Origin of the sequence: Streptomyces niveiscabiei (assembly GCF_033794345.1) — a bacterium.
GTDB classification, from domain to species: domain Bacteria; phylum Actinomycetota; class Actinomycetes; order Streptomycetales; family Streptomycetaceae; genus Streptomyces; species Streptomyces niveiscabiei.
In genome coordinates this window covers 1-24,438 of record NZ_JARAYJ010000022.1, presented here as the reverse complement: position 1 = coordinate 24,438, position 24,438 = coordinate 1, and the positions used below count along the sequence as shown (strand labels likewise).

Annotated in this window: 25 protein-coding genes and 1 riboswitch; of the genes, 13 read left to right on the top strand and 12 right to left on the bottom strand. The window is 69.5% G+C overall.

Going from position 1 to position 24,438, the window contains the following annotated elements; translation table 11 throughout:
* Positions 1-236: 236 nt before the first annotated feature.
* The 3 genes from PV682_RS26965 to thrC all read right to left on the bottom strand — a co-directional run bounded on the left by PV682_RS26965 (position 237) and on the right by thrC (position 2,528).
* The gene (locus PV682_RS26965; RefSeq protein ID WP_004986573.1) at positions 237-440 is read right to left on the bottom strand and encodes a cold-shock protein; all 204 of its coding nucleotides are present in this window, start codon (positions 438-440) and stop codon (positions 237-239) included.
* 511 nt (positions 441-951) lie between these two features.
* Entirely contained in the window at positions 952-1,227 is a 276-nt protein-coding gene (locus tag PV682_RS26960) for a MoaD/ThiS family protein (protein ID WP_010351196.1), read from the bottom strand.
* A complete protein-coding gene (thrC, locus tag PV682_RS26955) occupies positions 1,224-2,528 on the bottom strand; it encodes a threonine synthase (protein WP_319734269.1) in 1,305 nt (434 codons plus the stop codon). Before thrC ends, PV682_RS26960 begins: the two co-directional genes overlap by 4 nt.
* A 17-nt stretch (positions 2,529-2,545) precedes the next feature.
* A riboswitch (SAM riboswitch) is annotated at positions 2,546-2,693 on the bottom strand.
* Between the two features lie 165 nt (positions 2,694-2,858).
* Between thrC and PV682_RS26950 the strand changes: the two genes are divergently transcribed.
* Positions 2,859-3,803 carry a glucosyl-3-phosphoglycerate synthase gene (locus tag PV682_RS26950; protein WP_319734267.1) on the top strand — a complete coding sequence of 315 codons (945 nt, stop codon included), beginning with the start codon at positions 2,859-2,861 and terminating at the stop codon, positions 3,801-3,803.
* Between the two features lie 67 nt (positions 3,804-3,870).
* Positions 3,871-5,244, top strand: coding sequence for an alpha,alpha-trehalose-phosphate synthase (UDP-forming) (locus PV682_RS26945; protein WP_319734264.1), 1,374 nt, complete (start codon positions 3,871-3,873; stop codon positions 5,242-5,244).
* Here the strand turns inward: PV682_RS26945 and otsB are convergent.
* From otsB to PV682_RS26930, 3 genes are all read right to left on the bottom strand, one after another.
* A complete protein-coding gene (gene otsB, locus PV682_RS26940; protein ID WP_319734262.1) occupies positions 5,220-6,047 on the bottom strand; it encodes a trehalose-phosphatase in 828 nt (275 codons plus the stop codon). The genes PV682_RS26945 and otsB overlap by 25 nt on opposite strands.
* A 96-nt stretch (positions 6,048-6,143) precedes the next feature.
* A complete protein-coding gene (locus PV682_RS26935) occupies positions 6,144-6,386 on the bottom strand; it encodes a DUF3263 domain-containing protein (RefSeq protein WP_319734260.1) in 243 nt (80 codons plus the stop codon).
* Positions 6,387-6,406: 20 nt separating this feature from the next.
* The gene (locus PV682_RS26930) at positions 6,407-7,633 is read right to left on the bottom strand and encodes an extracellular solute-binding protein (protein ID WP_319734259.1); all 1,227 of its coding nucleotides are present in this window, start codon (positions 7,631-7,633) and stop codon (positions 6,407-6,409) included.
* A gap of 141 nt (positions 7,634-7,774) precedes the next feature.
* Here PV682_RS26930 and PV682_RS26925 point away from each other — a divergent pair, with 141 nt between their 5' ends.
* The 3 genes from PV682_RS26925 (at position 7,775) to PV682_RS26915 (ending at position 10,876) form a co-directional block, all read left to right on the top strand.
* On the top strand, positions 7,775-8,716 hold the full coding sequence (locus tag PV682_RS26925; protein ID WP_319734257.1) for an ROK family protein: 942 nt from the start codon (positions 7,775-7,777) through the stop codon (positions 8,714-8,716).
* Positions 8,713-9,858 carry an N-acetylglucosamine-6-phosphate deacetylase gene (gene nagA / locus PV682_RS26920; RefSeq protein ID WP_319734255.1) on the top strand — a complete coding sequence of 382 codons (1,146 nt, stop codon included), beginning with the start codon at positions 8,713-8,715 and terminating at the stop codon, positions 9,856-9,858. The genes PV682_RS26925 and nagA overlap by 4 nt, the downstream gene beginning before the upstream one ends.
* 88 nt (positions 9,859-9,946) lie before the next feature.
* Entirely contained in the window at positions 9,947-10,876 is a 930-nt protein-coding gene (locus tag PV682_RS26915) for a 1-phosphofructokinase family hexose kinase (RefSeq protein WP_319734253.1), read from the top strand.
* Position 10,877: 1 nt separating this feature from the next.
* Here PV682_RS26915 and PV682_RS26910 read toward each other — a convergent pair whose 3' ends face one another.
* Together PV682_RS26910 and cdgB are read right to left on the bottom strand one after the other, a co-directional pair.
* Entirely contained in the window at positions 10,878-11,846 is a 969-nt protein-coding gene (locus PV682_RS26910) for a carbohydrate-binding protein (RefSeq protein WP_319734251.1), read from the bottom strand.
* A 118-nt stretch (positions 11,847-11,964) separates the two neighbouring features.
* Positions 11,965-13,626 (bottom strand): diguanylate cyclase CdgB, encoded by a 1,662-nt coding sequence (gene cdgB / locus PV682_RS26905; protein ID WP_319734249.1) that lies wholly within the window; start codon positions 13,624-13,626, stop codon positions 11,965-11,967.
* 421 nt (positions 13,627-14,047) lie between these two features.
* Here cdgB and PV682_RS26900 point away from each other — a divergent pair, with 421 nt between their 5' ends.
* Together PV682_RS26900 and PV682_RS26895 are read left to right on the top strand one after the other, a co-directional pair.
* Positions 14,048-14,539, top strand: coding sequence for a flavin reductase family protein (locus tag PV682_RS26900; protein WP_319734490.1), 492 nt, complete (start codon positions 14,048-14,050; stop codon positions 14,537-14,539).
* 62 nt (positions 14,540-14,601) lie between these two features.
* Positions 14,602-15,078, top strand: a complete 477-nt coding sequence (locus PV682_RS26895) for a GNAT family N-acetyltransferase (protein WP_319734247.1) — start codon at positions 14,602-14,604, stop codon at positions 15,076-15,078.
* Positions 15,079-15,187: 109 nt separating this feature from the next.
* On the opposite strand, the gene arfB is transcribed toward PV682_RS26895, so the two are convergent.
* Positions 15,188-15,613 (bottom strand): alternative ribosome rescue aminoacyl-tRNA hydrolase ArfB, encoded by a 426-nt coding sequence (gene arfB / locus PV682_RS26890; protein ID WP_109363814.1) that lies wholly within the window; start codon positions 15,611-15,613, stop codon positions 15,188-15,190.
* 245 nt (positions 15,614-15,858) lie between these two features.
* Here arfB and PV682_RS26885 point away from each other — a divergent pair, with 245 nt between their 5' ends.
* Positions 15,859-16,434 carry a TerD family protein gene (locus PV682_RS26885; RefSeq protein ID WP_109363815.1) on the top strand — a complete coding sequence of 192 codons (576 nt, stop codon included), beginning with the start codon at positions 15,859-15,861 and terminating at the stop codon, positions 16,432-16,434.
* 140 nt (positions 16,435-16,574) lie between these two features.
* On the opposite strand, the gene PV682_RS26880 is transcribed toward PV682_RS26885, so the two are convergent.
* Positions 16,575-17,546 (bottom strand): aminoglycoside phosphotransferase family protein, encoded by a 972-nt coding sequence (locus PV682_RS26880; protein WP_319734242.1) that lies wholly within the window; start codon positions 17,544-17,546, stop codon positions 16,575-16,577.
* A gap of 186 nt (positions 17,547-17,732) precedes the next feature.
* Here PV682_RS26880 and PV682_RS26875 point away from each other — a divergent pair, with 186 nt between their 5' ends.
* Complete coding sequence (locus PV682_RS26875) at positions 17,733-18,083, top strand: hypothetical protein (protein ID WP_319734241.1); 351 nt, start codon at positions 17,733-17,735, stop codon at positions 18,081-18,083.
* Positions 18,084-18,110: 27 nt separating this feature from the next.
* On the opposite strand, the gene PV682_RS26870 is transcribed toward PV682_RS26875, so the two are convergent.
* Positions 18,111-18,578, bottom strand: coding sequence for an NUDIX hydrolase (locus tag PV682_RS26870; RefSeq protein ID WP_319734239.1), 468 nt, complete (start codon positions 18,576-18,578; stop codon positions 18,111-18,113).
* A 75-nt stretch (positions 18,579-18,653) separates the two neighbouring features.
* On the opposite strand from PV682_RS26870, the gene PV682_RS26865 reads away from it, so the two are divergent.
* Positions 18,654-18,875, top strand: coding sequence for a DUF6221 family protein (locus PV682_RS26865; RefSeq protein WP_319734237.1), 222 nt, complete (start codon positions 18,654-18,656; stop codon positions 18,873-18,875).
* Between the two features lie 262 nt (positions 18,876-19,137).
* Positions 19,138-20,805 (top strand): lysyl oxidase family protein, encoded by a 1,668-nt coding sequence (locus PV682_RS26860; protein ID WP_319734235.1) that lies wholly within the window; start codon positions 19,138-19,140, stop codon positions 20,803-20,805.
* Between the two features lie 67 nt (positions 20,806-20,872).
* On the opposite strand, the gene PV682_RS26855 is transcribed toward PV682_RS26860, so the two are convergent.
* Positions 20,873-22,153, bottom strand: coding sequence for a COG1361 family protein (locus PV682_RS26855; protein WP_319734233.1), 1,281 nt, complete (start codon positions 22,151-22,153; stop codon positions 20,873-20,875).
* A gap of 190 nt (positions 22,154-22,343) precedes the next feature.
* Here PV682_RS26855 and PV682_RS26850 point away from each other — a divergent pair, with 190 nt between their 5' ends.
* Both PV682_RS26850 and PV682_RS26845 read left to right on the top strand, forming a co-directional pair.
* A complete protein-coding gene (locus tag PV682_RS26850) occupies positions 22,344-23,729 on the top strand; it encodes an LCP family protein (protein ID WP_456154977.1) in 1,386 nt (461 codons plus the stop codon).
* Positions 23,730-23,939: 210 nt separating this feature from the next.
* Positions 23,940-24,344: a hypothetical protein gene (locus PV682_RS26845; RefSeq protein ID WP_319734229.1), complete on the top strand. Its 405-nt coding sequence runs from the start codon at positions 23,940-23,942 to the stop codon at positions 24,342-24,344.
* The last annotated feature ends 94 nt before the right edge of the window (positions 24,345-24,438 follow it).

Below are 24,438 nucleotides of genomic sequence, written 5' to 3'. Positions count from 1 at the left end.
CGCCCGCGCCCGCGACGGACGGCCCCGCGGTCTGACGGTTCCTTGCCCCGCCCGCACCGTGGACCTCACCGACTCGGTCCTTCGTTGTCACTCTCACGGGGAGAGTGCTAACGCCAATGATTAGCACTCGACCCCCGAGAGTGCAAGGCCGTACGGGTGGAGGGCGGGGGTACGGGGGGTAGGGGGTACGACAAGAGGCCCGCACCCTGGACAGGTGCGGGCCTCTTGCTGAATGTTCAGGCGGTGACGCGAACCATGTCGGCCTGCGGGCCTTTCTGACCCTGCGAGATCTCGAACTCGACTCGCTGGCCCTCTTCGAGGGTGCGGTAGCCGTCCATCTGAATGGCGCTGTAGTGGACGAAGACGTCCGCACCACCGTCGACCGCGATGAAGCCGTACCCCTTCTCCGCGTTGAACCACTTGACGGTGCCCTGAGCCATGCCTAACTCCCCTATTACTGGCCCTTGCGCGGACCCACACTTCGTGGGTCCGGGTCAGACCTCACCCCCCTGCCGTATTGGGGGCGTGCGCCGGAACGCGTCGACCGCGGCTGAATGTATCTGTCCAACTGCCGTCTGCAACAGGTCAATCGGACGAGAATTCTGGACGCGCACGATCCGGAATGTGGTGAGAATTCACCAGAGTTCGGGGCAAGTCGGGCCCGACATATGCCGCAAATGCCACGCAAGAGGCGCACACTTTGGCTACTTCTTGTCGGGTGTAAGGCAGAAATCAAGGGCTCCCGCCGGGGAGTGCAAGCGGCAAGCGGAAGCGGGTTCCCCAACCTTACCTCGTTCAACCACACAGAATTGCCCCCTCCGCTTCTGCGCGGAAGGGGCACTCCGTCTATTAGCGGCTCCGCCGCGGGGATGAACAGCCGGTAATGAGAGTTACTGACGGTTACTACCCGGCGGTAATGACATTAGGTCAAGCCGCTCGGATAAACCCCGCTCAGCCCCCGGCGACCGCCGGAATGATCGAGACGCCGGCGCCGTCGGGAGTCGCCGTCTCCAGCCCCTGCTCGAAACGGACATCGTCATCATTGACGTACACATTGACGAACCGCCGCAGCTTCCCCTGGTCGTCCAGGACGCGCGCGGAGATGCCCGTGTGGTTCTTCTCCAGGTCCGCGATGACCTCCCCGAGGGTCCCGCCCTCGGCGGCCACCTCGGCCTGTCCACCGGTGTACGTACGCAGGATGGTCGGGATACGAACGGTCACGCTCATGCGAGGCCAGCCTCTCGGAAGGAGTCCAGGGTCGGGCGGATGGTGGCGGTGAGCCCCGTACCGGCGACCGCGTCAAGGGTCTTGAGGCCGTCACCCGTATTGAGGACGACCGTCGTGAGGGACGGGTCCAGCAACCCGTTCTCGATCAGCTTGCGGGTGACCCCCACGGTCACGCCCCCGGCGGTCTCCGCGAAGATCCCCTCCGTCCGCGCCAGCACCTTGATCGCGTCGACGATCTGCTCGTCGGTGACGTCCTCGACGGCACCCCCGGTCCGCCGCGCGATGTCCAGCACGTACGGCCCGTCGGCGGGGTTCCCGATCGCCAGCGACTTCGCGATCGTGTCCGGCTTCTGCGGCCGTACGACGTCGTGCCCCGCCTTGTAGGCGACCGACACCGGCGAGCAGCCCGCCGCCTGCGCGCCGAAGATCTTGTACGGCTTGTCCGCGACGAGCCCCAGCTTGATCAGCTCCTGGAGCCCCTTGTCGATCTTCGTGAGCTGCGACCCGGAGGCGATCGGTACGACGAGCTGGTCCGGAAGTTCCCAGCCGAGCTGCTCGCAGATCTCGTACGCCAGCGTCTTGGAGCCCTCGGCGTAGTACGGCCGCAGGTTGACGTTGACGAAGCCCCAGCCCTCGCCCGCCGAGTCGCCGATCAGCTCGGAGCAGAAGCGGTTGACGTCGTCGTAGTTGCCCTCGATGCCGACCAGCTCACCGCCGTAGACGGCGGCCATCACGATCTTGCCCTGCTCCAGGTCGTGCGGGATGAAGACGCAGGAGCGCAGGCCCGCGCGGGCCGCCGCGGCGCCGACCGCGCCGGCCAGGTTGCCGGTCGAGGAGCAGCTGAGGGTGGTGAAGCCGAAGGCGCGCGCCGCTTCGAGCGCCTGGGCGACGACGCGGTCCTTGAAGGAGTGGGTCGGGTTGCCGGAGTCGTCCTTGACGAACAACTTGCCCTGCTCGACGCCGAGTTCGGCGGCGAGGCGGTCGGCCTGGACGAGCTTGGTCCAGCCGGGGTTGATGTTCGGCTTGTCGGCTACGTCCGCCGGTACGGGGAGTAGGGGGGCGTAGCGCCAGATGTTCGCGGGGCCCGCGGCGATGCGGGCTCGCAGCTCTTCGGTGTCATACCCATCGAAGTCGTACGCGATCTCCAGCGGCCCGAAACACTCCTCGCAGGCGAAGGAGGGGCCGAGGGGGACGCGGTGGCCGCACTCGCGGCAGCTCAGCGCCGCTGCGGGACCGAGGTCGACGGCGGGAGCGGCGTTGTCGGCGGTCGGCGTGGTGGTCGCGACGGTTTGCACAGCCATGGAGGCGAGGCCCTTTCTCCTCATCTTCCTCACGACGCATCTCGCCGTGAGACGGATTTGGCACCTTCCCTAGCCGGGAGCCTCGCGGCGTGATCACGCACGAGACCGGCTGGAGGGTTGCCGGGGCTTCATCGGGCCGTATCCCTCTGCCCCTCTGGATGAGCGGTATGAAGTTATGAGTGGAGCTGTCCGCCAGGCGCCCCCGACATGCGATGGTCACCAGCGTTGTTCAAGACTGTAACCGAAGGCCACGACAGTTGAGATAGTCGTCCGAGGCGCGAGATGGATCACACGCGGCAGTGTGACCGTGACAGTGAGGAGCCGCTGACTGTGCTGGAAGAAGCCGAGCGCTGGCTGGCCACCCGCTCCTGGTCGGTGACCGATCGCCCCCTGCACCGGATCATGGCGGCGAAGCGGGCCACCGGGCTGACCGTCTCCGTGGTCCTCCCCGCGCTGAACGAGGAGGCGACCGTCGGTGACATCGTCGCGGTCATCCGCCACGACCTGATGCTCCAGGTGCCGCTCGTCGACGAGCTCGTGGTCGTCGACTCCGGGTCCACCGACCGTACGGCGGAGGTAGCCGCGTCGGCGGGCGCCCGCGTCGTCCACCGCGACGCGATCCTCCCGCGTATTCCCGCACTACCCGGCAAGGGTGAGGTCCTGTGGCGGTCCCTCCTCGCCACCACCGGCGACATCGTCTGCTTCATCGACGCGGACCTGCGCGACTTCTCCTCCGACTTCGTCTCCGGGATCGTGGGCCCGCTGCTGACCGATCCGGACGTCGACCTGGTGAAGGGCATGTACGACCGCCCCCTGGCCGGCGCGTCGGGGCAGGGCGGGCGGGTGACCGAGCTGATGGCACGCCCGCTGCTGAACCTGCACTGGCCTCAACTCGCGGGTTTCGTGCAGCCGTTGGGGGGCGAGTACGCGGCCCGGCGGAGCCTCCTCGAACAACTCCCGTTCCCGGTCGGGTACGGGGTCGAGCTGGGCATGCTGGTCGACGCCCTGCATCTGGTCGGCCTCGACGCCCTGGCCCAGGTCGACATCGGGGTCCGCAAGCACCGCCACCAGGACGGGCAGGCGCTGGGCCGCATGTCCGCCGCGATCTACCGGACGGCCCAACTGCGGCTGGCGCGGGGGCACTTGATCCGGCCCTCGCTGACCCAGTTCGAGCGCGGCGAGGACGGTTTCGAGGCGCGGACGTACTCGGTGGACACGGAGGAGAGGCCGCCGATGGTGGAGATCGCGGAGTACGCGCGGCGGAAAGTCGCCTAGGACCCGCCATCGGGCGTACGCCGTATACGAACGTTTGAGCAGCGCGGCGTCTGGCTAGGTTGGGCATATGACGTTCGGTGCTTCCCGTGTGCTCGTCGCCTCCAACCGGGGCCCCGTCTCGTACTCCGTGGGGGACGACGGCACCCTGCACGCCAAGCGCGGCGGCGGCGGAGTCGTCTCCGGGCTCTCCGCGATCGATCCGGACGCCGGTGCGCTGTGGGTGTGCAGCGCGCTGTCCGACGGGGACCGCGAAGCGGTACGCCGGGGGGTGGGCGAGCCGGGGACGCGGATGCTCGACATCCCGGCCGACGTGCACGCCGACGCGTACAACGGCATCGCCAACTCCGTGCTGTGGTTCGTCCACCACATGCTGTACCAGACGCCGCTGGAGCCCGTGTTCGACGCGGAGTTCAGGCGGCAGTGGGTGTCGTACGAGTCGTACAACCGGGCGTTCGCCACGGCGCTGGCGGAGGGGGCGGCCGAGGGGGCGGCGGTACTAGTACAGGACTACCACCTGTGCCTCGTCCCCGGCATGCTGCGTGAACTGCGGCCCGACCTGCGCATCGGCCACTTCTCCCACACGCCCTGGGCCCCGCCGGACTACTTCGCGCTGCTGCCCGACGACATCCGTACGCAGCTCCTGACCAGCATGCTCTCCGCCGACCGGCTCGGTTTCCTCACCCGGCGGTGGGCCGACGCGTTCGCCGCCTGCTGTCCCGACGGCACCGGGTCGACCGGCATCGGCGTGCACCCCCTCGGCGCCGACGCCGACTTCCTGCGCGAGCGGGCGAACCAGGCCGACGTACGGGACCGGATCGCGTCCCTGCGGGCGGAGATCGGCGAGGGGCGGCTCGCCGTCGTCCGCGTCGACCGGACCGAACTGTCCAAGAACATCGTGCGGGGACTACTGGCCTACAGGCACCTGCTCGATACGCGCCCCGAGTGGCGTGACCGTGTGGTCCACGTAGCTTTCGCGTATCCCTCCCGGCAGGACCTCACGGTGTACCGGGACTACATGGACGAGGTCCAGCGCGTCGCCGACGAGATCAACTCCGTCTACGGGACGGCGAGTTGGACCCCCGTACTCCTCCATCTCAAGGATGACTTCGCGCGCTCCCTCGCGGCGTACCGCCTCGCGGACGTCGCCCTGGTCAACCCGATCCGCGACGGCATGAACCTCGTCGCGAAGGAGGTGCCGGTCGTCTCCGACGACGGGTGCGCGCTGGTCCTCTCGCGGGAGGCGGGGGCGTACTGGGAGCTGCGCGACGACGCGATCACCGTCAACCCGTACGACATCCTGGAGACCGCCGAGGCTCTCCACGAGGCGCTCTCCATGCCGCGCGGGGAAAGGGCGGAGCGCACGAAGCGGCTCGCCGCCGCGGCCACCGCCCTTCCGCCGACGCAGTGGTTCCTGGATCAGCTGACGTCGTTGACGAGCTGAGTGAGGAGCTCTACGACTCCGGGGGGACCGTCCACGATCAGGTCGGCCCTGTCCCTGAGGGCGGTGACCTCGTCGCTGCCGCTACAGACGAGGATGCCGGGGGTGCCGGTCTCCCTGAGGGCGTCCACGGCGTCGAAGGCGGGGAGGTCACCGAGGTCGTCGCCGGCGTAGAGCACCGCGGCGACGCCGGACTCCTTCTCCTTCTCCCTCTCCGCTTCCTCGACGAGGCGCCTGAGTGCGGCCCCCTTGTCCATCCCGGCGGGCCTGATCTCCAGGACCAGGCGTCCCGGCTCGACGATCAGCCCGTGCCGGGTGGCGAGTTCGGCGACCGGTTCCCGCAGTTCCTCCCACAGTCCCTGCGGGTCCTTCGCACGCCGGGTGTGGACGGCGACGGCCCGGCCCTTCTCCTCGACCCAGGCGTCCGTGGCGCCCACGATGCCGGGGAGTTCGGCGCGTACAGCCTCCAGGCCGGGGGGAGTCGGGGGCGCGGTGACCTGTCCGGTGCGCTGCTCCCAGCGTTCGGCACCGTAGTGGCCGAGCACGATCATCCCTTCGACGCCGTCGAACTGCCCGTAGCGGACGGCCACTTCGGCGGGGCGCCCGGTGATGACGGCGATCCGCGCGCCCTTGCCCGCGAGGGCGGCGAGCGCTTCGAGGGCGCCGGGGTAGGGGCGGGACTTCTCCGGGTCCTCGACGATGGGGGCGAGCGTGCCGTCGAAGTCGAAGGCGAGGAGGGCGCGGGAGGGGTGGGCGCGGATGGCGGTCAGGGCTTGGTGGGCGGTGGGGGTGAGGTGGGTACCCATGGGGTCGACAGTAGAGGGTCGGGTGCGGGTTGGTGGGGGCCGATCGCGCAGTTCCCCACCCACCCGCACCCCGAAGTCCTCCGAACCCCCCACCCTCTACCGCTCCTCCCGCCGCCCCTCCCGCACTCGTCGTAGGCGGTTGACCGTCACCGGGTCCAGGGCCAGTGCCCTGGAGTCGTCCAGCAGTGCGTTGAGGAGTTGGTAGTAGTGGACGGGGGACAGACCGAGTTCCTCGCGGATCGCGCGTTCCTTTGTGCCGGGGCTGGGGAACGAGCGGCGCTCCAGCGCCAGGATGTCGCGCTCGCGGCGGGCCAGGCCGGGGTGGTCTTCGGGGGGCATACCCCGACAGTAGTCCCCGGTTACGACACCCCACTCTCCGCGGCCATCGCCTCGGTCTCCAGCCTGCGCAGCACGTCGTCGGGACGTACCCCGGGAGCCACCGCGCCGCCGATGCCCTTCTTGACGGACGCCGCGACGGTGGCCCAGGACGTACGCCCCACGGGGTACAGCTCGGAGAGGGGCAGTTGCTCCAGGAAGGGTTCGAGGTCGCGGTCCTCGGGGGCCGTGCTCATCACCGCGGACGCGGAGGACGTCACCGGCAGCAGGTCGTACTCACGGGAGAACGCGAGCACGTTGTCCTCCTCGTACACGAAGTCGAGGAACTTGCCGATCTCGGACCGGTGCCCGTGCTGCTTGAACGCGGTCATCCAGTCGGCGACCCCCATCGTGAGCGGCCGGACCCCGGACTTCCCGGGCATGGCCACCATCCCGTACCGGACCCCCTTGTCCCGGGCCATCTTCATCAGCGAGGGATGCCCGATGAGCATCCCCACGTCACCGGCGGCGAAGGAGGAGAACGCGGTGGCACGATTCAGCTTCGCGGGCGCGACGGGCCCGGTCAGCCCCTTGTCGACCAGCTTGTCCTGGAGCCACTCGAAGGTCTGGACGTTCTCGGCGGAGTCGAGGCTGTAGGTCCCGGCGGTGGAGGTGTACCCCCCGCCCCCGCTGAGCATCCACTGCATGGCCTCGGCCTGCGCCTCCTCGGGCCCGAGCGGAAGGGCGTACGGGTACGACACCCCCGCCTCCTTCAACTTGGCGGCGTCGGCGGCGAGTTCGTCCCACGTGGTGGGCGGCTCGCTGATCCCCGCCTTGGCGAAGAGCCCCTTGTTGTAGAAGAGGAGCCGGGTGGAGGAGGCGAACGGCATCCCGTACTGCTGCCCGCGCACCTTGCCCGCGCTGGCGAGCTGGGAGACGAAGTCGGCCTGGGTGGGGATGGAGAGCAGGTCGCCGGCCTTGTAGAGGAGGCCGCGGTCGGCGTAGTCGGCGTACGACCCGATCTGCGCCATGTCGGGCGCGTCCCCGGCGTCGACCATGTCCTTGACCTTTTTGTCGACGTCGTTCCAGGAGTACACGCTGACCTGGACGTCGACGTCGGGGTGCTTCTCCTCGTACGCCTTGGTCAGCTTGGCCCAGTACTTGGTGGAGCTGTTGGCCGCGCTGTCCCCGTAGTCCGCGGCGACGAGTCTGAGGCTCACCCGGCCGGAGTCACTCCCAAGGACTCCGCACCCCCCTACAGCCACCGTCATGCCCAACGCGGCCAAGGCCCCGACCCAACCCCTCTGCACCACTGCTGTCCACTCCACCAACGCTTGTCCGATAGTCGGATCAAGGTCTACACCACCCCAGTGGACTAGACCTCTCCCGGGTCCTCGGCCACACTGTTCACCGTGAGACATGTCATCGCCCTCGACGTGGGCGGCACCGCGATGAAGGGCGCCCTGATCGGCGCGGACGGCGCGCTGCTGCACCGCGACCGCAGGCCCACCGCCCGCGAGCGGGGCGCCGAGGCGGTGATCGAGGGCATCCTCGGCTTCGCGGCGGACCTCCGGTCGTACGGGGTACGCCACCTGGGCGAACCCGCCCTCGCGTCGGGCCTCGCGATCCCCGGCATCATCGATGAGACCTCAGGGGTAGCCGTCTACGCCGCGAACCTCGGCTGGCGCGACGTCCCCCTGCGCGACCTCTTGGCAACCCGTACCGGTACCCCTGCGGTACTGGGCCACGACGTACGCACGGGGGGCCTCGCCGAGGGCCGTCTGGGCGCGGCCCGCGAAACCCCCCGCTTCCTCTTCCTCGCCCTCGGCACCGGCATCGCGGGCGCGATCGGCACCCCCACCGGCATCGACCCCGGCGCCCACGGCTCCGCCGGCGAGATCGGCCACATCGTCGTACGCCCCGGCGGCACCCCCTGCCCCTGCGGACAGCGGGGCTGCCTGGAGCGGTACGCGTCGGCGGCGGCGGTGACGGAGGCGTGGGCGAGGGCCTCCGGCGACCCGACGGCGGACGCGGCGCACTGCGCGAAGGCGGTGGAGGCGGGCGACCCGAGGGCTGTGGAGGTGTGGCAGCAGGCGGTGACGGCACTCGCGGACGGCCTGCTGACGGCGCTGACCCTGCTGGACCCGGCGAGGATCGTGATCGGAGGGGGGCTGGCGGAATCGGGAGACACCCTGTTCACACCGCTGCGGGAAGCGATCGGGGCCCGGGTGACCTTCCAGCACACCCCGGAGATCGTCCCGGCGGCGCTGGGTGACACGGCGGGCTGCTTGGGAGCGGGCTTGATGGCGTGGGATCTTCTCAGGAAAACGAACGGTTTGGAGAAAACGCCGTGAACCCGCACCCGACCACGCTCCTCACCGGCGCGACAGCAGTCCTCCCCTCCGGAACCGCCGTCCAGGACATCGCCGTTCACGGCAAGCGCATCACCTCCGAGGCCCCCGAGACCGCCCACCGGATCGACCTCACCGGCCACTACCTGATCCCCGGGTTCGTGGACCTCCACAACCACGGCGGAGGCGGCGCCTCCTTCTCCGGCACGGCCGACGACGTACGGACCGCCCTGCACACCCACCGGACCCACGGCACCACCACCCTCGTCGCCTCGACGGTGACGGACGACCTGGACGTCCTCACCCAACAGGCCGGTCTCCTCAGCGAGTTCGCCGAGGACGGCGAGATCGCCGGCATCCACTTCGAGGGCCCGTTCATCTCCCCGTGCAGGAAGGGCGCCCACGCGGAGGCCCTGCTGCGGCACCCGCACCCGGCGGACGTACGCAAGCTGATCGACGCGGCGCGAGGCCACGCCAGCATGCTGACGCTGGCCACCGAACTCCCCGGCGGAATCGACTCCGTGAGGCTCCTCACCGACCACGGGGTGATCGCGGCGATCGGCCACACGGACGCGACGTACGAGCAGACGAGGGAGGCGATCGAGGCGGGCGCGACGGTGGCGACGCACCTGTTCAACGCGATGCCCCCGCTCGGCCACCGGGCGCCCGGCCCGGTCGCGGCGCTGCTCGAAGACCCGCGCGTGACGGTCGAGTTGATCAACGACGGCACCCATCTGCACCCGGCGGCCCTGGAGTTGGCGTTCCGGCTGGCCGGCGCGGAGCGCGTCGCGTTCATCACGGACGCGATGGACGCGGCCGGCAGTGGCGACGGCAGGTACCTGCTGGGCCCCCTGGAGGTCGAAGTCGCCGACGGCGTTGCGAGGTTGGTGGAGGGCGGCTCGATCGCGGGCTCCACGCTGACGCTGGACCGCGCGTTCAAGCGGGCGGTGACGATCGACGGCATCCGGATCGAGGACGCCGTCCAGGCACTGTGCGTCAACCCGGCCCGCCTGCTGGGCCGCCTGGACGAGATCGGCTCCCTGGAGCCCGGCAAGCTCGCCGATCTCCTCGTCCTGGACGAGAACTTCGACCTCAAGGGCGTGATGAGGCAAGGCGGTTGGGTAACAACACCTGAACTGGCGTGAAATCGGCGGCCCCAGGGCGCTGACCCTTTGGCATGATCTGACCTTTGGAAGCATGCCGTAAGCGCCGACGAAGGGGAGGTCGAGGCTGGTGATCCTCACGGTCACGCTCAACACCGCGCTCGACATCACCTATCGCGTGAGGGGACTGCGCCCTCATACGACCCACCGCGTCACGGACGTCACCGAACGGCCGGGCGGCAAGGGCCTGAACGTGGCCCGCGTCCTCGCCGCCCTCGGCCACGAGGTGACGGCGACGGGCTTCGTGGGCGGCGCGACCGGCAAGGTCGTACAGGACCAACTCACCTTGATTCCCAGGGTGGTCGACGCGCTCGTGCCGATCTCCGGGCACACCCGCAGGACCGTCGCGGTGGTGGACACGCACACCGGTGACACGACTCAGCTGAACGAACCGGGCCCGGTCGTCACGTCCGCCGAGTGGGGTGCGTTCCTGGAGGTGTACGACCAACTCCTCCGTTCCGCCTCGGTAGTTGCCCTGTGCGGGAGCCTCCCGCAGGGCGTACCGGTGGGCGCGTACGCGGGGTTGGTGCGGGTGGCGCGGACGGCGGGGGTGCCGGTGCTGCTGGACACGAGCGGCGAGCCGCTGCGGCGCGGGGTCGCGGCCCGGCCCGACATCATCACCCCGAACGCCGACGAACTCGCCGAACTCACCGGCTCCCACGATCCGTTGCGCGCGGCGCAGGACGCGCGCCGCCGGGGTGCCCGCTCGATCATCGCGTCCCTGGGCCCCGAGGGCCTCCTCGCGATGACCCCGGAGGGCCGCTGGCGCGCCACCCCGCCGACCCGCCTGCGCGGCAACCCCACCGGCGCCGGCGACTCGGCCACCGCCGGCCTCCTCTCCGGCCTCCTCGACCAACTCCCCTGGCCGGAGCGCCTTTCCCGGGCCCTGGCCCTGTCGATGGCGACCGTACTGGCGCCGGGGGCGGGGGAGTTCGACCGGGGGGCGTACGAGGAGTGGGTGGGGCGGGTGGCGGTGCGGGGGGAGGTCAGCGCGGCCTAGGTCACATCTTGGTGACCTGCCCCTTCCGCAGCGCCAACTGGTCCAGCAGGACGTTGCACTTGTTGCCCGGCTGGCAGGAGATGGAGATGGTGTTGGTGCCCTTGGTCAGGTTCGTCCAGGAGTAGGTCCTGCTCCACGCCTGGGTGGGGTCCGTGGCGCCAGTGAAGTTGCTGAAGTTCACCGGGCGGCTCTCCGCCTTCCCATTGACCGAGAGGGTCATCTCCTGTTTCTCGCCGACGACGTTGAAGAGGGCGAAGACGGTGTAGGCCCCGTCCTCCGGGATGCCGTTGACGGTCCAGGTGACCGAGGCGCCCTCGGCGTTGAGGCCGGTGACGTACGTGCCGGACTTCGATCCCTTTATGTCAGAGGCGGTGGTCGCGCCACCCTCCAACTTCATCGCCTTCGCATCGGTCGTCGGCGGCAGCTCGCCCTCGGCCGACGGGCTGCTGCCCGGGTCGCTCGCCGAAGCGCTCGCCGACGTCGACGCCTCCGGCGTCGGGGTCGTGCCCTTGTCGGCTTCCTTGTCCTTGTCGCCGAGGGAGACGGCGATGACGATGCCGACGACGACGGCCATGACGACGGCGACGGCGCCGATCAGGAGGCCCTTGGTGTTGGGGCCCCGGCCGCCGCCCCGGTTGGCGGCGCGGGGCGGCTGCTGCGGGGGCGGGCCCTGGTGGAGGCCCTGGCCCTGCTGGGGAGGGCCGTACGCGCCCTGCTGCTGGGGGGCGCCGTACTGCTGGGGTTGGGGGGGTACCCCGTACTGCTGGGGTACCTGGCCGTACGCGGCGGTCTGCTGCTGCGGGCCCGCGGCGGGGCGGCGGTCGCCGACCGCGCGGACCCGGTTGACGGAGTTCGGGTAGCCGTACCCCCCGGACGGCGGCTGGGCTCCCCGGGCCTGTCCGTCCTCGTAGAGGTAGCCGAACGGGTCGTCGTCCTCCGGCGTGCTCGCGCCGTTGTTGCCGGGCGTCATCCCTCGAACTCCTCAACAGGTGCGGGGCCGTCCACAAAGGTGGTGAGAAGAGCGAGCCTACCCGCTCCGCTGGGGCCGAACGGGTGAGTCCGCTTCCTCAAACCCTCTGACCTGCGGTTTATCCGGCCCGGCGATGCTGTTTGGGACGAGATCGTTTCTCGACGTACATCCGCTCGTCAGCGGACTTCAGGACCTCGTCGGCCGTCATACCGCACTGTGCCCACCCGATCCCGAAGCTGGCCCCCACCCGCACGGCCCGCCCCTCGGCGCGGATCGGCTGGATGATCTCGTTCCTGAGGCGTACGGCGAGGTCGGTGGCGTCGGCGCGGCCGAGGCCGTCGGCGAGGATCACGAACTCGTCGCCGCCGAGCCGCGCGACCGTGTCGCCGTCGCGGACCGCGCGGCCGAGGCGCCGGGCGACCTCGATGAGGACGGCGTCGCCCGCGTTGTGCCCGAAGCGGTCGTTGATCGACTTGAAGCCGTCGAGGTCGCAGAAGAGGACGGCGAGCCCCTTCGTGCCGTCGTCGCGGGCGCTCTCGTCGGGGGCGACGACGTGGACGTGGTCGTACCCGTCATACCCAGGGGTGGGGGTGGGGTGGTAGTCGAAGCCGTGGCCGTTGGCGTCGTGCGCGCCGGGGCCGTACGTGCGGTCCATGGCGTCGAGCGCGGCGGGGTGGGTGGACTGCGGGCGGGTGCAGATCCGGGCGGAGAGGCGGGCGCGCAGCTCGGCGGAGTTCGGCAGGCCCGTCAGGGAGTCGTGGGAGGCGCGGTGGGCGAGCTGGAGCTCGCGGCGCTTGCGGTCCTCTATGTCCTCGATGTGGGTGAGGAGGAAGCGCGGTCCGTCGGCGGCGTCTGCCACCACGGAGTTACGGAGTGACACCCATATGTACGTACCGTCGCGGCGGCCCAGTCGCAGCTCCGCGCGGCCTCCCTCCGCGGAGGTACGCAGGAGCGTGCCGATGTCCTCCGGGTGGACGAGGTCGGAGAAGGCGTACCGGCGCATCGCGGAGGCGGGGCGGCCCAGGAGGCGGCACAGGGCGTCGTTGGTCCGCAGGATGCGGCCGTGCTGCTCGCCGCCCATTTCGGCGATCGCCATGCCGGAGGGGGCGTACTCGAAGGCCGCGCGGAACGATTCCTCGCTGGACCGCAGCGCCTGCTGCTCGCGCTCCAGGCGGACCAGGGCACGCTGGATGTTGGACCTCAGGCGGGCGTTGCTGATCGCTATGGCCGCCTGGAAGGCGTACATCTGGAGTGCCTCGCGGCCCCAGGCGCCCGGCAGCCGGCCGTTGCGCGGGCGGTCCACCGAGAGGACTCCGATCAGCTCGCCGCACGTACCCCCCTGGGAGGGTGGGGTGTACATGGGGGCGAACAGGCGGTCCGAGGGGTGCCACTCGTCCTCGAAGCGGGGCGGGGGGCCGTCGGTGTACCACTGGGGTACGTCGTCGTCATCCAGTACCCATCCCTCCGTGTGCGGGATGAAGACCAGGTCCCCCCACCTCTCGCCCATGGCGAGCCGGCGGTCCCAGGACTCGCGCGAGCCCACGCGGCCGGTGATGAGCGCCTCCGCGGCCGGGTTCCCGGCGAAGGCGGCGACGACGAGATGGCCGTCGTTCCGTACGAGGTTGACGCACGCCAGCTCGTAGCCGAGGGCGTTCACGACTCCGTCCGCGACCGTCTGCAAGGTGTCCGCCAGGCTGCGGGCCGTGTTCATGTCGGCCATCGCCTGGTGCAGTTGCCGCAGGGACGCGAGGCGGACATAAGGTTCCGACTCGGTCTCCATGCTCGCCCTCCCCCCGAGACTTCGCAGCGAATCAAGGGTTGTTCATCGGCGTACCTTTTCACCGCCACTGAATCACAGCGCGCCGCCAACTCGGTACACAGGGTCAACAATTCTTATCTCTTGTGACTCAAGTCACAGCAAAACATGAACAATTGGTCGGCGTTTCTGCAATTTTCAGAGTGACCGGGACGTGTTACCGAGTGTTCAGAGAACGCTTACTGTACGTCGATGGTTCCACCGGGACCGTCGGGTTTCGGTCGGTCGTAGGACCCGGTCGTACGACCGCTCTCGGGCCGCAGCCCGATGTGTCCGGGGCCGGCGGACACTAGCGTCCTGGAACGTGCCGAACATTTCTCCGCCCCCCGTACCCACCCTCACCGGGCATGCTGAGGGGGTGAGCAACGACGAGTTCCGGGCCGCGATGGCCCGGCTGGCCGGTGGTGTGGTGCTGGTCACCGCGCAGGAGCCGTCCCTGGACGCCGGCGATCCGGCCGCGCCGCCCGCCGAGGACGTCGGCATGACCGCGACCGCGTTCATGTCCGTCTCCCTCGACCCGCCCCTCGTCATGATCAGCCTCCGTACCGGGTCCCGCATGGACGACCTCCTCGACGAACAGCCCCTGTGGGCGGTCTCCGTCCTGTCCGAGAGCCAGCGGCACATCGCCGGGCGCTTCGCGATGAAGGGACGGCTCAGTGACCGGCTCCTCTTCGAGGACATCCCATACCTGCGGGGTACGCTCACCGGCGCGCCGATGGTGAGCGGGGCGCTCGCGAATCTGGAGTGCCGGACCGAGGAGCGGGTGGTCGCCGGGGACCATACGTTGGCGATCGGACGAGTCCTTTCGGCTTCCGTGCCGAGTGCGGAGGGCGGGCCGTTGTTGTACTTCCGGGGTAGGTACCGACACCTGGGGTAGGGGGTCGGCGGCGTGCGGAAAACTCGTCGCGTTCGTTCGACGGGTCTGCCTAGGGTGCCGCCATGCCCGTACCCCGACTTGAAGAGATCACGCCGGCCAATTTCGAGAAGGCGATCGGCGTCGCCGTCCGGCCGGAGCAGGAGTTCGCCGTCGCGCCGGTCGTGAAGTCGCTGGCGGAGGCGTATGTGCATCCCGGGGTGGCCTGGCCCCGGCTCATCGTCGACGGGGAGCGGGCCGTCGGTTTCCTGATGGCGTTCCTCGACGTCGACTGGCACGAGGACGGGGGGTCCCTGCGGCGGTCCGGGCTGTGGCGGCTCAACATCGCCGCCGGGGAGCAGGGCAAGGGGTACGGGAGGTACGCCGTCCAGGCCGTCGCGGAGGAGTTGCGGGGGCGGGGGGTACGGGAGATGTACGTCACCTGGCATGCCGGGGAGCACGGTCCCGAGGAGTTCTATCTGGGGCTGGGGTTCCGGAAGAACGGGGAGACGGTGGGGGATGCCGGGGAGGAAGAGGTGGTGGGGGTGCTGGAGCTGGGGTGAGGGGGACTTTCGGGGGACTACCGGGGTAGGGGACTACCGAGGTAGGGGGGAGCGGCGTAACGCTCAGGTACCCCGTACCCGTACCCCTCCGGTACCCCGTACCCGTGCCTCACCAGTCCCGGCCCGAGCGGCCCTTCTTCGTTTCCGCGCGGGCCTTCTTCTCCCTCAGGCGGCGTTCGTTGATGCCACGGGGGATGCGGGTCGGGCGGCGGGGCTTCGGCGGCGGCGCGGTGGCCTCCGCGAGGAGCGACGCGAGGCGGACGGCCGCCGCTTCGCGATTGCGCCACTGCGAACGGTGCTCGGAGGCGCGTACGACGATGACGCCGTCGACCAGGCGGGCGGCGAGGCGCTCCAGCGCGCGTTCTTTCCAGACGGGCGGGAGGGATTCCGTACGGGCCAGGTCGAAGCGGAGTTCCACTTGCGTGTCGCTCGTGTTGACGTGCTGGCCGCCCGGTCCCGACGACCGCGAGAAACGCCAGATCAGCTCGGCCTCCGGGAGGGAGACGGAGCCGCGGACGATGTGTGGACCGGACATGCGTTCCATGGTGGGGGCGGCGCGGGCGGGAGTCACGTGAATTACGGGGGTTCTCGCGCGCGGGCGCGTGTCGCCGCCCGTGACGGGTGTCCGGAAGGTGTCCTCCAGGGGGAGGGTAAAGAAAGTAAAGGGGCCGGGAACCTTTGCGGCGCCCTGGGGCGTTCTTCGTGGTAGCTGTAGGTTCACGCCGTACAGCAAGCCGGATGCGGCACCGACGTACGACAACAAGGGAAGGACTCCCAACCATGGCTGTAAGCCTGTCCAAGGGTGGCAACGTCTCGCTCACCAAGGAGGCTCCGGGCCTGACCGCCGTCACCGTGGGCCTGGGCTGGGACGTCCGTACGACCACCGGCACGGACTTCGACCTCGACGCCTCCGCGATCGCGGTCAACCCGGCGGGCAAGGTGTACTCCGACGCCCACTTCGTCTTCTTCAACAACAAGCAGACCCCGGACAGCACGATCGTCCACACCGGCGACAACCGCACGGGCGAGGGCGAGGGCGACGACGAGCAGATCAACGTCAACCTCGCGGGCCTCCCGGCCGACGTCGACAAGATCGTCTTCCCGGTCTCGATCTACGACGCCGAGAACCGCTCGCAGAACTTCGGCCAGGTCCGCAACGCGTACATCCGCATCCTCAACCAGGCCGGCGGCGCGGAGATCGCCCGCTACGACCTCTCCGAGGACGCGGCCACCGAGACCGCCATGGTCTTCGGCGAGCTCTACCGCAACGGCGCGGAGTGGAAGTTCCGCGCGGTCGGCCAGGGCTACGCGTCGGGCCTCGCGGGCATCGCGCAGGACTTCGGGGTGAACGTCTGAGGTTCGCTCGGATGTAGGTAGGTGATCGGAGGGGCCCTGGCTGCTGCATGCGGCCGGGGCCCGTTCGCGTGGTCGGGGCGCTGGCGCCCGGTGATGCCTGGTGCTCGGCCCCGTTCCGGGTCCCGGCGAGCGCGTGGCGCCTAGAGCGGTTCGGCTTGCTCCGTGAACGGTTCGCGCAGCCAGGCGGCCGATGCTTCCGCGTTCTGCTGAGGCACGCCGTTCCCTGTGGCAAACACCCGCCCCCAGGCGGCGGCTCTCCCTACGGCGCCCAGCCGGCGGGCGAGGGCGACGGCCCGGTGGAGTTCGGGAGTGGTGAGGCCGGTGCCGGTCCAGGGTTCGAGGTAGGCGGCGCGGAGGCGGGGTGCGGCTGTGGGGCCGTAGCGGCGGGTGGCCACTCGGGTGGGGACCAGGAGGCTGGTGAAGGGGTGGGCGAGGGTGGCGTCGCCCCAGTCGAAGTAGGTGAAGTGGCGGTACGGGGGGTGGGCGAGGACCTGGGAGTCCTGGAGGTCGGAGTGGTCGAGGGTGGTGGGGATGCCGGTGGCGGCCAGTTCCTCGCACCAGTCGTTCAACCGGGGGCGCAGGGCGAGGAGTTCGCGGCGTCCGGCGTGGTCCAGGGCGGTGTTCTCCTCGACCAGCCTCTCGAAGAGCGCCGGGATGTCCCCGGGGCGGGCAGAAGGTACACCCAGCTTCTCGATCTCCGGGACATGCCGGGTCAACTCCCGTTGCAGGACGGCATATTGGCGAACCATCTCCTCCCACGCGGCCAGCCCCACATCCGCCCCTTCCCGCATCACCACTCCCCCGTCGGGCCACAGCGCCCACCCCTGCTCCGCCCGCACCGCGACCGGCTCCAGCACCCGCCCCGGCACCCACCGCGCCAGCCCCTCCCCCAACCCCGCCTCGAACCGGCTCCCTCCGGGGTTCGCCTTGAACCACAGGTCCCCGAACCGCACGAGCACGGACCAGGGGCGCAGCCGTACGTCTCCTACGGCCGTGTCCCTCCCCAGTACCCCCCGCACCCACTCCACGACCTCGGCACGCCACACCTCGTCGTCCCAGGGAGTTACGCCGATGCCGTAGTCCCCGCGGTCTACCTTTCCAGCCATGTCCATGCGGACATGAGAACACCCCCGGCGTTCGACCGGCTGAACACCTTCACAGAATCCGCGCACCACGGATTCGATCACGGTGCTACGGTGCCGATCACAACAACAAAAAGTGGCCCCGTCAGGACTCAGAGTGTTAGAGCACTCTGCTGACGAGGCCGTGACGACAAAGGCTTAGGAGAACCTGTCGCCATGCGCCACTCTATCGCGCATGCCATTTCGGCATACCTGCGTACCCTGCTCGCCCTCGCCCTCCCCGGTCGGGGCAAGCGCCGCAAGCCGTGTACGACCCCCGTACCGGCGCCCGAGCCCGTAGTACCCGTAAGCCCCTGGTCCCGCCCCTGGACCTCCCCCTCCAAGGAAGACGCCGCGGAGATCTTCCGCCTCCAGGCGGAACGCCACGCCCATGCCGAGTCCGCGTGGGAGCTGCGGCTCCAGTGGGAACGCCGACGCGCTGCCGCGCTCGCGGCGGAGGGGGTCGACTATCCGTACACGTACGAAGGCGCCCCCTTCGACAGCGCCTCGTTCAGGACGACCGCCTGACGCTCGCGGGGCGGTGAATCCCAGGGCTCAGCCAAGGTAGGGGTACGTACCCGCGAGATAGTCCCCGATCTGCTGCCGCATGCTGGGGTGGATGTCGTACGCGTCGAGGTCGACCGGCAGGACGAAACTCACGCCGTCGGCCTCGTCGTTGACCGTGGGTTCGCCTCCGACAGGGCGGCCGATGTACGTGGTCTCGTACTGCTGGCGGATCTCCCCGTCGGTGTACGCGACGATGTGGCGGGGGTTGGTGTAGACGCCGAGGAAACCGGTGATCTCGGCGACGATGCCGGTCTCCTCCAGGCATTCCCGTACGGCGCACTCGGCCGCCGTCTCGCCGATGTCCTGGGCGCCGCCGGGGAGCGCCCATTGGCCGGTGTCCCGGCGGCGCTGAAGGAGAATCGCGCCGGTGTCGTCGGCGACGAGGAAGTTACTGGCGGGGATGAGGGTGTTGGCCTCGGGTGCGGTGGGGTCGTTGTAGTACTCGGTCCGGCCCATGCGCGGCGGCCCTTCGGAGTGGGTGGCGACGGGGTGCCGAGCGTAGCGGCGGCGGGGCCGGGAGAGGATCGGGCGGTGGATGAGATCGTCGCGTTTCTTCGTGCGCGCAATGCAGAGGACAACCACGCCTACGCCTATGTCGCCCAGCGCTTCGGGGGCGACGCGCTGGCTCTGGAGTATGAGGGGATGAGTACGGGGGATGTACGGCGGGCGGGGGTGGGGTTCGCGCTGCGGGTGCTGGCGCAGGCGTATCACCAGCATCCCGGGTATCGGGAGGAGTGGCGGGTGGGGTGGTGATCGTTCCCGTGTTGCGGATGAACCTTGACTGTTCGGACAACCTCCTTTGGTGATCGCCCAGTTGAGTTTTTGACCTTCTTGGGGGGCGAGGCAACCGGGGTCGGGAAAACCCTGTCTCACAGGGTGCTCACAGACCGGGGCCGATCCCAGGGGCGCGTGGGGACGCGTCGCAGTGGCAGTTGGGGTGGGGTTCGGGATGGGGGCTGTTCGGTCCGGGCGTCCATGACCAGGCGCTCGCAGGCTAGGAACAGACGAGGAACCGATGACCAGTCAACAAGATCGCAAGCAAGTGAAGAAGCGCGCGGCGTTGGCCGCGGGGGCCGCGCTCGCCGTGGTGGCCGGGGTGGCAGCCACCGCGCCGGGGGCAGGGGCCGCGCCCGCCGCGAAGCCGGGCCGGCCTCAGCTCAAGCTCGTCGCCGCGTCGACGTCCGTCGTGCTCGACAAGTACGAGGGGGAACGGGGGGTCTACCTCGACCTCGGGACGTACCTCACCGTCGACAACGCGCCCCTCGAGTTCAAGGTGACCCGCAAGTCGTACAAGGACCAGATCGTCGCGCAGCAGGTGCTGCGGGACGGCAAGAAGGTGACGACGAAGACGCTTCCGGCGGGCCTCGTCAAGGACTTCACGGGCCTGCCGGGCTTCATCGAGGTGTCCGTGAAGGACGCCGCGGGCAAGGAAGTCACCAGCAGCAAGGGGACGTTCTGCCCGAACAACGCGTCGGGACGGCTCCGCCCGGACGCCCCGGCGACCTCGCACTACCCGCAGAGCTGCCCCGGCAACCCCTTTACCCTGGGCTCCATTTGGGGCGTCGAGAAGGGCTGGGCGGCCAACACCTCGGCCGTGGACTACGACCGGCCGGTCGACCTTCCGGCGGGCGAGTACACGGCGAAGGCGACCGTCGCGAAGAAGTACCGCGACCTGTTCGGCATCCCCAACGACACGGCGACCGTGAAGGTGACGGTCCGTGAGATCAAGGACGAGGGCGGCGGCGAGGGCCTGCGCTCCCAGCACACCGGCCACACGGCGACCGGTACGACACAGGGCGCGAACCACCACTACGGCCCGCGCGGCGCCGACGCCCCGACCCCGCCCGCGCTGTCCCACGCGCTCGAAGCCCGGGGCCAGGCCCACCACTTGGGCGACGGCAAGGGCCACACGGACGGCTCCCGCATCGCCCCCGCGCTGAAGGCGAACGCGGCCAAGCCGACCGGCAAGGCGGGCGTCGCCGCCAACGTCCCCAAGCCTGACCTGCGTTCACTCCCGGCGTGGGACATCTCCATCACGGACGGCGAGGACGGCGACGTACCCGGCAAGGACTACCTCGCGTTCAGCGCGAACGTGTGGAACGCCGGTCCGGCCCCGCTCGTCGTGGACGGCTTCCGCAAGCCGGGCGCCGAACTCATGGACTCCTACCAGTACTTCTACGACGCGAACGGCAAGCAGGTCGGCTACACCCCGGCCGGCACGATGGAGTGGGACCCGCGCATCGGCCACGAGCACTGGCACTTCACGGACTTCGCAAGCTACCGGCTGCTGAGCGAGGACCGCACGAAGGAGGTCCGCAGCGGCAAGGAGGCGTTCTGCCTCGCCAACACGGACGCCATCGACTACACGGTGAAGAACGCCAACTGGCACCCGTACAACACGGACTTGTCCACGGCCTGTGGACAGCGCAACTCCATCTCCGTGCGCGAGGTGCTGGACGTCGGCTCCGGTGACACGTACACCCAGTACCGTCCGGGCCAGTCCTTCGATATCACGGGCCTGCCGAACGGCACGTACTACATCGAGGTCATGGCGAACCCGGCCCACCGCCTCCAGGAGACGAACCTCAAGAACAACGTCTCGCTGCGCAAGGTGACGCTCGGCGGCAAGGAGGGCGCCCGCACGGTCAGCGTCCCGCCGGTCGACCTGATCAACGCGCCGTAACAGCAGACCGGTTGGGGCACCCTGAACCCCCCAGGGTGCCCTAACTGTTTTTATAGCCCCAACTGCCTTAGAACTCGGCCGAGTTGTTCGAGGAGTCGGGGTCGAACGAGAACCCGGTACCGAAGGACGGCCGCGCCGACACCTTCCCCTTCGCGTCTGGTACGACACTGTCGACGCGGACCGTGAACGGGAACCCGGCGCTCTGCCCCGGCTTGATGAGCATCCCCAGCTCGCAGGCGTAACCGGCGCCTCGGGGACGGCAGTTGTCGGGCACGCTCACCGCGCTGGTCCCGGCGGGCAGCGTGACGTCGAGGACGGCGACCGGGTCGCCGGAGGAGATGTTCGCGACCCAGGCCGGACCGTTGTCGGTGAGCCCGGCGGTCAGCGCGACCGTCTCGCCGACGGAACCGCCCGGGTAGCTGCCGGACACCGAGAAGTCGGCCGTGTTGACCGCGTCGACCCGCCACGACGTGCCGTTGTCGGCGGGCTGGAGATCGGTCTGGCCGCCCGTCGTGTCCACCGAGAAGTCGAACCGCTCCTTCAGGGCGTGCGCCGCGACCGTGGCCTTCAGCGGCTGCGGCAGCCCGACGGTCTCCCCGGGCCGTACGACGGTGTCGAACGCGCAGGTGTAGTGGACGAGGAAGCCGTCGATGTCCTCGGAGGCGCACTGCGGGTAGGCCGTCGCGAGGTCGAGCCCGTACGACGTCCACATCTGGACGGTGAACCCGTCGGCGGCCTGGTCGCCGTTGTTGGTGACGGTGAACGGCACGTCGAGCGTCGTCCCGGGCTGAACTCCGTCCAGTTCGACGGGGTTTGAGGCGACCAGGTCGGGCCCGGTGCCGACGGTGACGTTCGTCTCGAAGGAGTCGAGGGGCGCGACGAGCTTCCCGTCGGGCCCTCCGGTCGCCTCGGCGGCGTACGTGATCCGCCCGGCGGCACCGGCCGCGGTGCCCGCCAACGCCCTCACGCGCAAGGTCACTTGGGGTACGAATCCGGCGCGCAGGATCGGTACGTCCCCCGCGTCGCACACCGCGGTCGTGCCGCTCGGCACGCAGTTCGACGGCCACAACACCTCGGCCACACCGGCGAGTCCGGAGACGTCCACGGTCAACTTGCCGTCGCTCACGGTGAAGTTGTCGTTGTCGTGGTACAGCCCCACCGGGATCGTCTGGGTCTGCGCCTCTCCCGAGGCGGGTGCGACGGTCACCGGCCGGTCCGTCGGCGCGTTGATCCACAACTGGTCGGTCTGCTCGTCCGCTTGAGCCGGTGCGACCGCCGACGCGGCGAGCACGAGCGACGCGGCGACGGCGCCGTACGTACCGAATCGTCTGAAACGTTCTGAGTTCATCTGGTCCCCCTGTTGATCACTGTTGGCCGACAGTCGATCATCGTAAGAGTCCGGTGAGATGAACGGGACGGGCCGTTTCGGACGTACTGGAAAAGAATTGGTCATCCGATGGGCAACGGAACCTGATGGCTGGGTCGTCTGTTGTGTGTGGGGTGTCCGTGCCAGGTGGAGGCGGAGCCTCGATACGAGCATGGGGGAGCGGAGGAACGGCGTGGGAAAGCGCAAGGCGGATGTCCGCCTGACCCGGCGCGGGCGGGTGCTGGCCTGGAGCGCCGGTGTCCTGTGCGTCGGCGTGCTGGGGGTCGCGGGGGCGGGGACCTGGATCTACCAGCAGTTGAACGGCAACATCACCTCCGCGGACGTCGACGACAAGCTCGGCGGCGACCGGCCCGAGAACCTCAGCCCGGGTTCGAAGAACATCATGATCGTCGGTTCGGACAGCCGCGACGGCGCCAACGCCGGGTACGGCAAGGACCTGACGACGATGCAGTCGGACACGCTGCTCGTCCTGCACATCCCCGCCGACCGCAAGTGGGCGTCGGTCCTGTCGTTCCCGCGCGACTCGTGGGTGCGGATTCCCGTCTGCGACAAGGGAGATGGGACGAAGTCGAAGGAACACCACTTCAAGATCAACGAGGCGTTCGCGCTCGGCGGCACGAGCGGTGAGGTCGCGAGTGCGGCGGCCTGCTCGATAAAGACCGTCGAGGAGAACACCGGTCTGCGCATCGACCACTTCATGTCCATCGACTTCTCCGGCTTCAAGGGCATGGTCGACGCGCTGGACGGCATCGAGGTGTGCCCGAAGACCGCGATCGACTCCCCCAAGGCCAGGTTGAAGCTTCCGGCGGGCTGCCAGACCATCGACGGCGAGACGTCCCTCGGCTACGTCCGCGCGCGCTACGGCATCGGCAACAACTCCGACATCGGACGCATCGGCCGCCAGCAGGAGTTCATGGACGCGCTCGCGAAGAAGGCCAAGTCCAAGCTGACGAGCCCGGATTCGATGTACGGCTTCCTCAACTCGGCGACGAAATCCCTGACCGCGGACCCGGGGATGGCCGGCATCAAGCAGCTGTACTCGCTCGCGTCCGAGCTGAAGGGCATCCCCAGCGACCGGCTCGCCTTCCTCACGGTCCCCAACTACCCGCGCGAGGCGGACGTTCCGACCGACAAGGCCAACGTGGCCTGGCAATACCCGCAGGCCGCCGACCTGTTCACCGCGCTGGCCAAGGACCAGGAGACGACGAAGGACGCGCTGGCCGCGAAGACGAAGAACCTCGTGTACGCGTCGTCGGTGAAGGTCCGCGTCCTCAACGGCACCGGCGTGTCCGGGCGGGCCGCCGCCGTCGCGGAGAAGCTCCGGGCGAACGGTTTCACGGTCGTCTCCACCGGCAACGCGCCCTCGAACGTCACCACGTCGGCCGTCCAGTACGCCCAGGGCGCGGACGACACCGGCGCGCGCGCCGTCGCCACGCGGCTCGGCGGGAAGGTGACGGCGACGGCGTCCGCTGAGGCGTCGGCCGGGGTGGTGAACCTCGTCGTCGGGCCCGACCTCAAGGTCGAGGACATGTACTGACCCGGCGGGGGCCCGCGAGGACGTCCCAGCCGTGCCTCGTTCTGCCGGATGTTCCCGCAGCTCAAAGCCCTGGACGTCCCATGGCGTCCCAGGTGGACGGAGTTCGCTGGACCGGGTCCGGGACGGCCAGCAATCTCGGTGGTGCACGCCGGGCGGAGCGATCGACCTCGCGCCGCCCCCTCGACGCACACCGAAGGGAACACCCGGATCATGAACACACGTACGCGGCTCACCACGGCAGGCCTGGCAGCCCTCCTGAGTGTCGGTGGCCTCGGGCTCGCGCTCGCACCGTCGGCCTCCGCCGAGGGGGCCTGCACCGAGTGGCGGAGCATCCAGGTGTCGCACAACGCCGTGGGGCTCAAGTACCGCGAGTGCGACCGTTACAGCGGCTCCAACACGCAGACGAAGGCGCAGCTGTACCTGTGGGACAACAAGCACGACGGCAAGATCGCCCAGGCGTACACGGCGACGGGTTCCAACGTGAACGGCTCGTGGCGCCAGAGCTGGGAGCGCTACTACGGCTGGGGCGACGAGAGCAAGCACAGCCCGCTGATCGACACGGGCTGGCACAAGGGCCACGACGTGCGCGTCCTGCTCAAGGCCACCGCCGGCTAGTGTCCTGAGTCGGGAATTCGCTGCGTAAGTCAGTGCTGGTTCGGCATGATGGCCGGATGGCGAGGACGGGACGGCCGAAGGCCGAGCTGGTGCT

Bases quoted from the DNA above. Each gene is read 5' to 3' on its own strand.
- PV682_RS26965 (WP_004986573.1), bottom strand. From the start codon at position 440: ATGGCTCAGGGCACCGTCAAGTGGTTCAACGCGGAGAAGGGGTACGGC.
- PV682_RS26960 (WP_010351196.1), bottom strand. From the start codon at position 1,227: ATGAGCGTGACCGTTCGTATCCCGACCATCCTGCGTACGTACACCGGT.
- thrC (WP_319734269.1), bottom strand. From the start codon at position 2,528: ATGGCTGTGCAAACCGTCGCGACCACCACGCCGACCGCCGACAACGCC.
- PV682_RS26945 (WP_319734264.1), top strand. From the start codon at position 3,871: ATGACGTTCGGTGCTTCCCGTGTGCTCGTCGCCTCCAACCGGGGCCCC.
- otsB (WP_319734262.1), bottom strand. From the start codon at position 6,047: ATGGGTACCCACCTCACCCCCACCGCCCACCAAGCCCTGACCGCCATC.
- PV682_RS26935 (WP_319734260.1), bottom strand. From the start codon at position 6,386: ATGCCCCCCGAAGACCACCCCGGCCTGGCCCGCCGCGAGCGCGACATC.
- PV682_RS26930 (WP_319734259.1), bottom strand. From the start codon at position 7,633: ATGACGGTGGCTGTAGGGGGGTGCGGAGTCCTTGGGAGTGACTCCGGC.
- PV682_RS26910 (WP_319734251.1), bottom strand. From the start codon at position 11,846: ATGACGCCCGGCAACAACGGCGCGAGCACGCCGGAGGACGACGACCCG.
- cdgB (WP_319734249.1), bottom strand. From the start codon at position 13,626: ATGGAGACCGAGTCGGAACCTTATGTCCGCCTCGCGTCCCTGCGGCAA.
- PV682_RS26900 (WP_319734490.1), top strand. From the start codon at position 14,048: ATGGCCCGGCTGGCCGGTGGTGTGGTGCTGGTCACCGCGCAGGAGCCG.
- PV682_RS26895 (WP_319734247.1), top strand. From the start codon at position 14,602: ATGCCCGTACCCCGACTTGAAGAGATCACGCCGGCCAATTTCGAGAAG.
- arfB (WP_109363814.1), bottom strand. From the start codon at position 15,613: ATGTCCGGTCCACACATCGTCCGCGGCTCCGTCTCCCTCCCGGAGGCC.
- PV682_RS26885 (WP_109363815.1), top strand. From the start codon at position 15,859: ATGGCTGTAAGCCTGTCCAAGGGTGGCAACGTCTCGCTCACCAAGGAG.
- PV682_RS26880 (WP_319734242.1), bottom strand. From the start codon at position 17,546: ATGGACATGGCTGGAAAGGTAGACCGCGGGGACTACGGCATCGGCGTA.
- PV682_RS26875 (WP_319734241.1), top strand. From the start codon at position 17,733: ATGCGCCACTCTATCGCGCATGCCATTTCGGCATACCTGCGTACCCTG.
- PV682_RS26870 (WP_319734239.1), bottom strand. From the start codon at position 18,578: ATGGGCCGGACCGAGTACTACAACGACCCCACCGCACCCGAGGCCAAC.
- PV682_RS26860 (WP_319734235.1), top strand. From the start codon at position 19,138: ATGACCAGTCAACAAGATCGCAAGCAAGTGAAGAAGCGCGCGGCGTTG.
- PV682_RS26855 (WP_319734233.1), bottom strand. From the start codon at position 22,153: ATGAACTCAGAACGTTTCAGACGATTCGGTACGTACGGCGCCGTCGCC.
- PV682_RS26850 (WP_456154977.1), top strand. From the start codon at position 22,344: ATGGGGGAGCGGAGGAACGGCGTGGGAAAGCGCAAGGCGGATGTCCGC.
- PV682_RS26845 (WP_319734229.1), top strand. From the start codon at position 23,940: ATGAACACACGTACGCGGCTCACCACGGCAGGCCTGGCAGCCCTCCTG.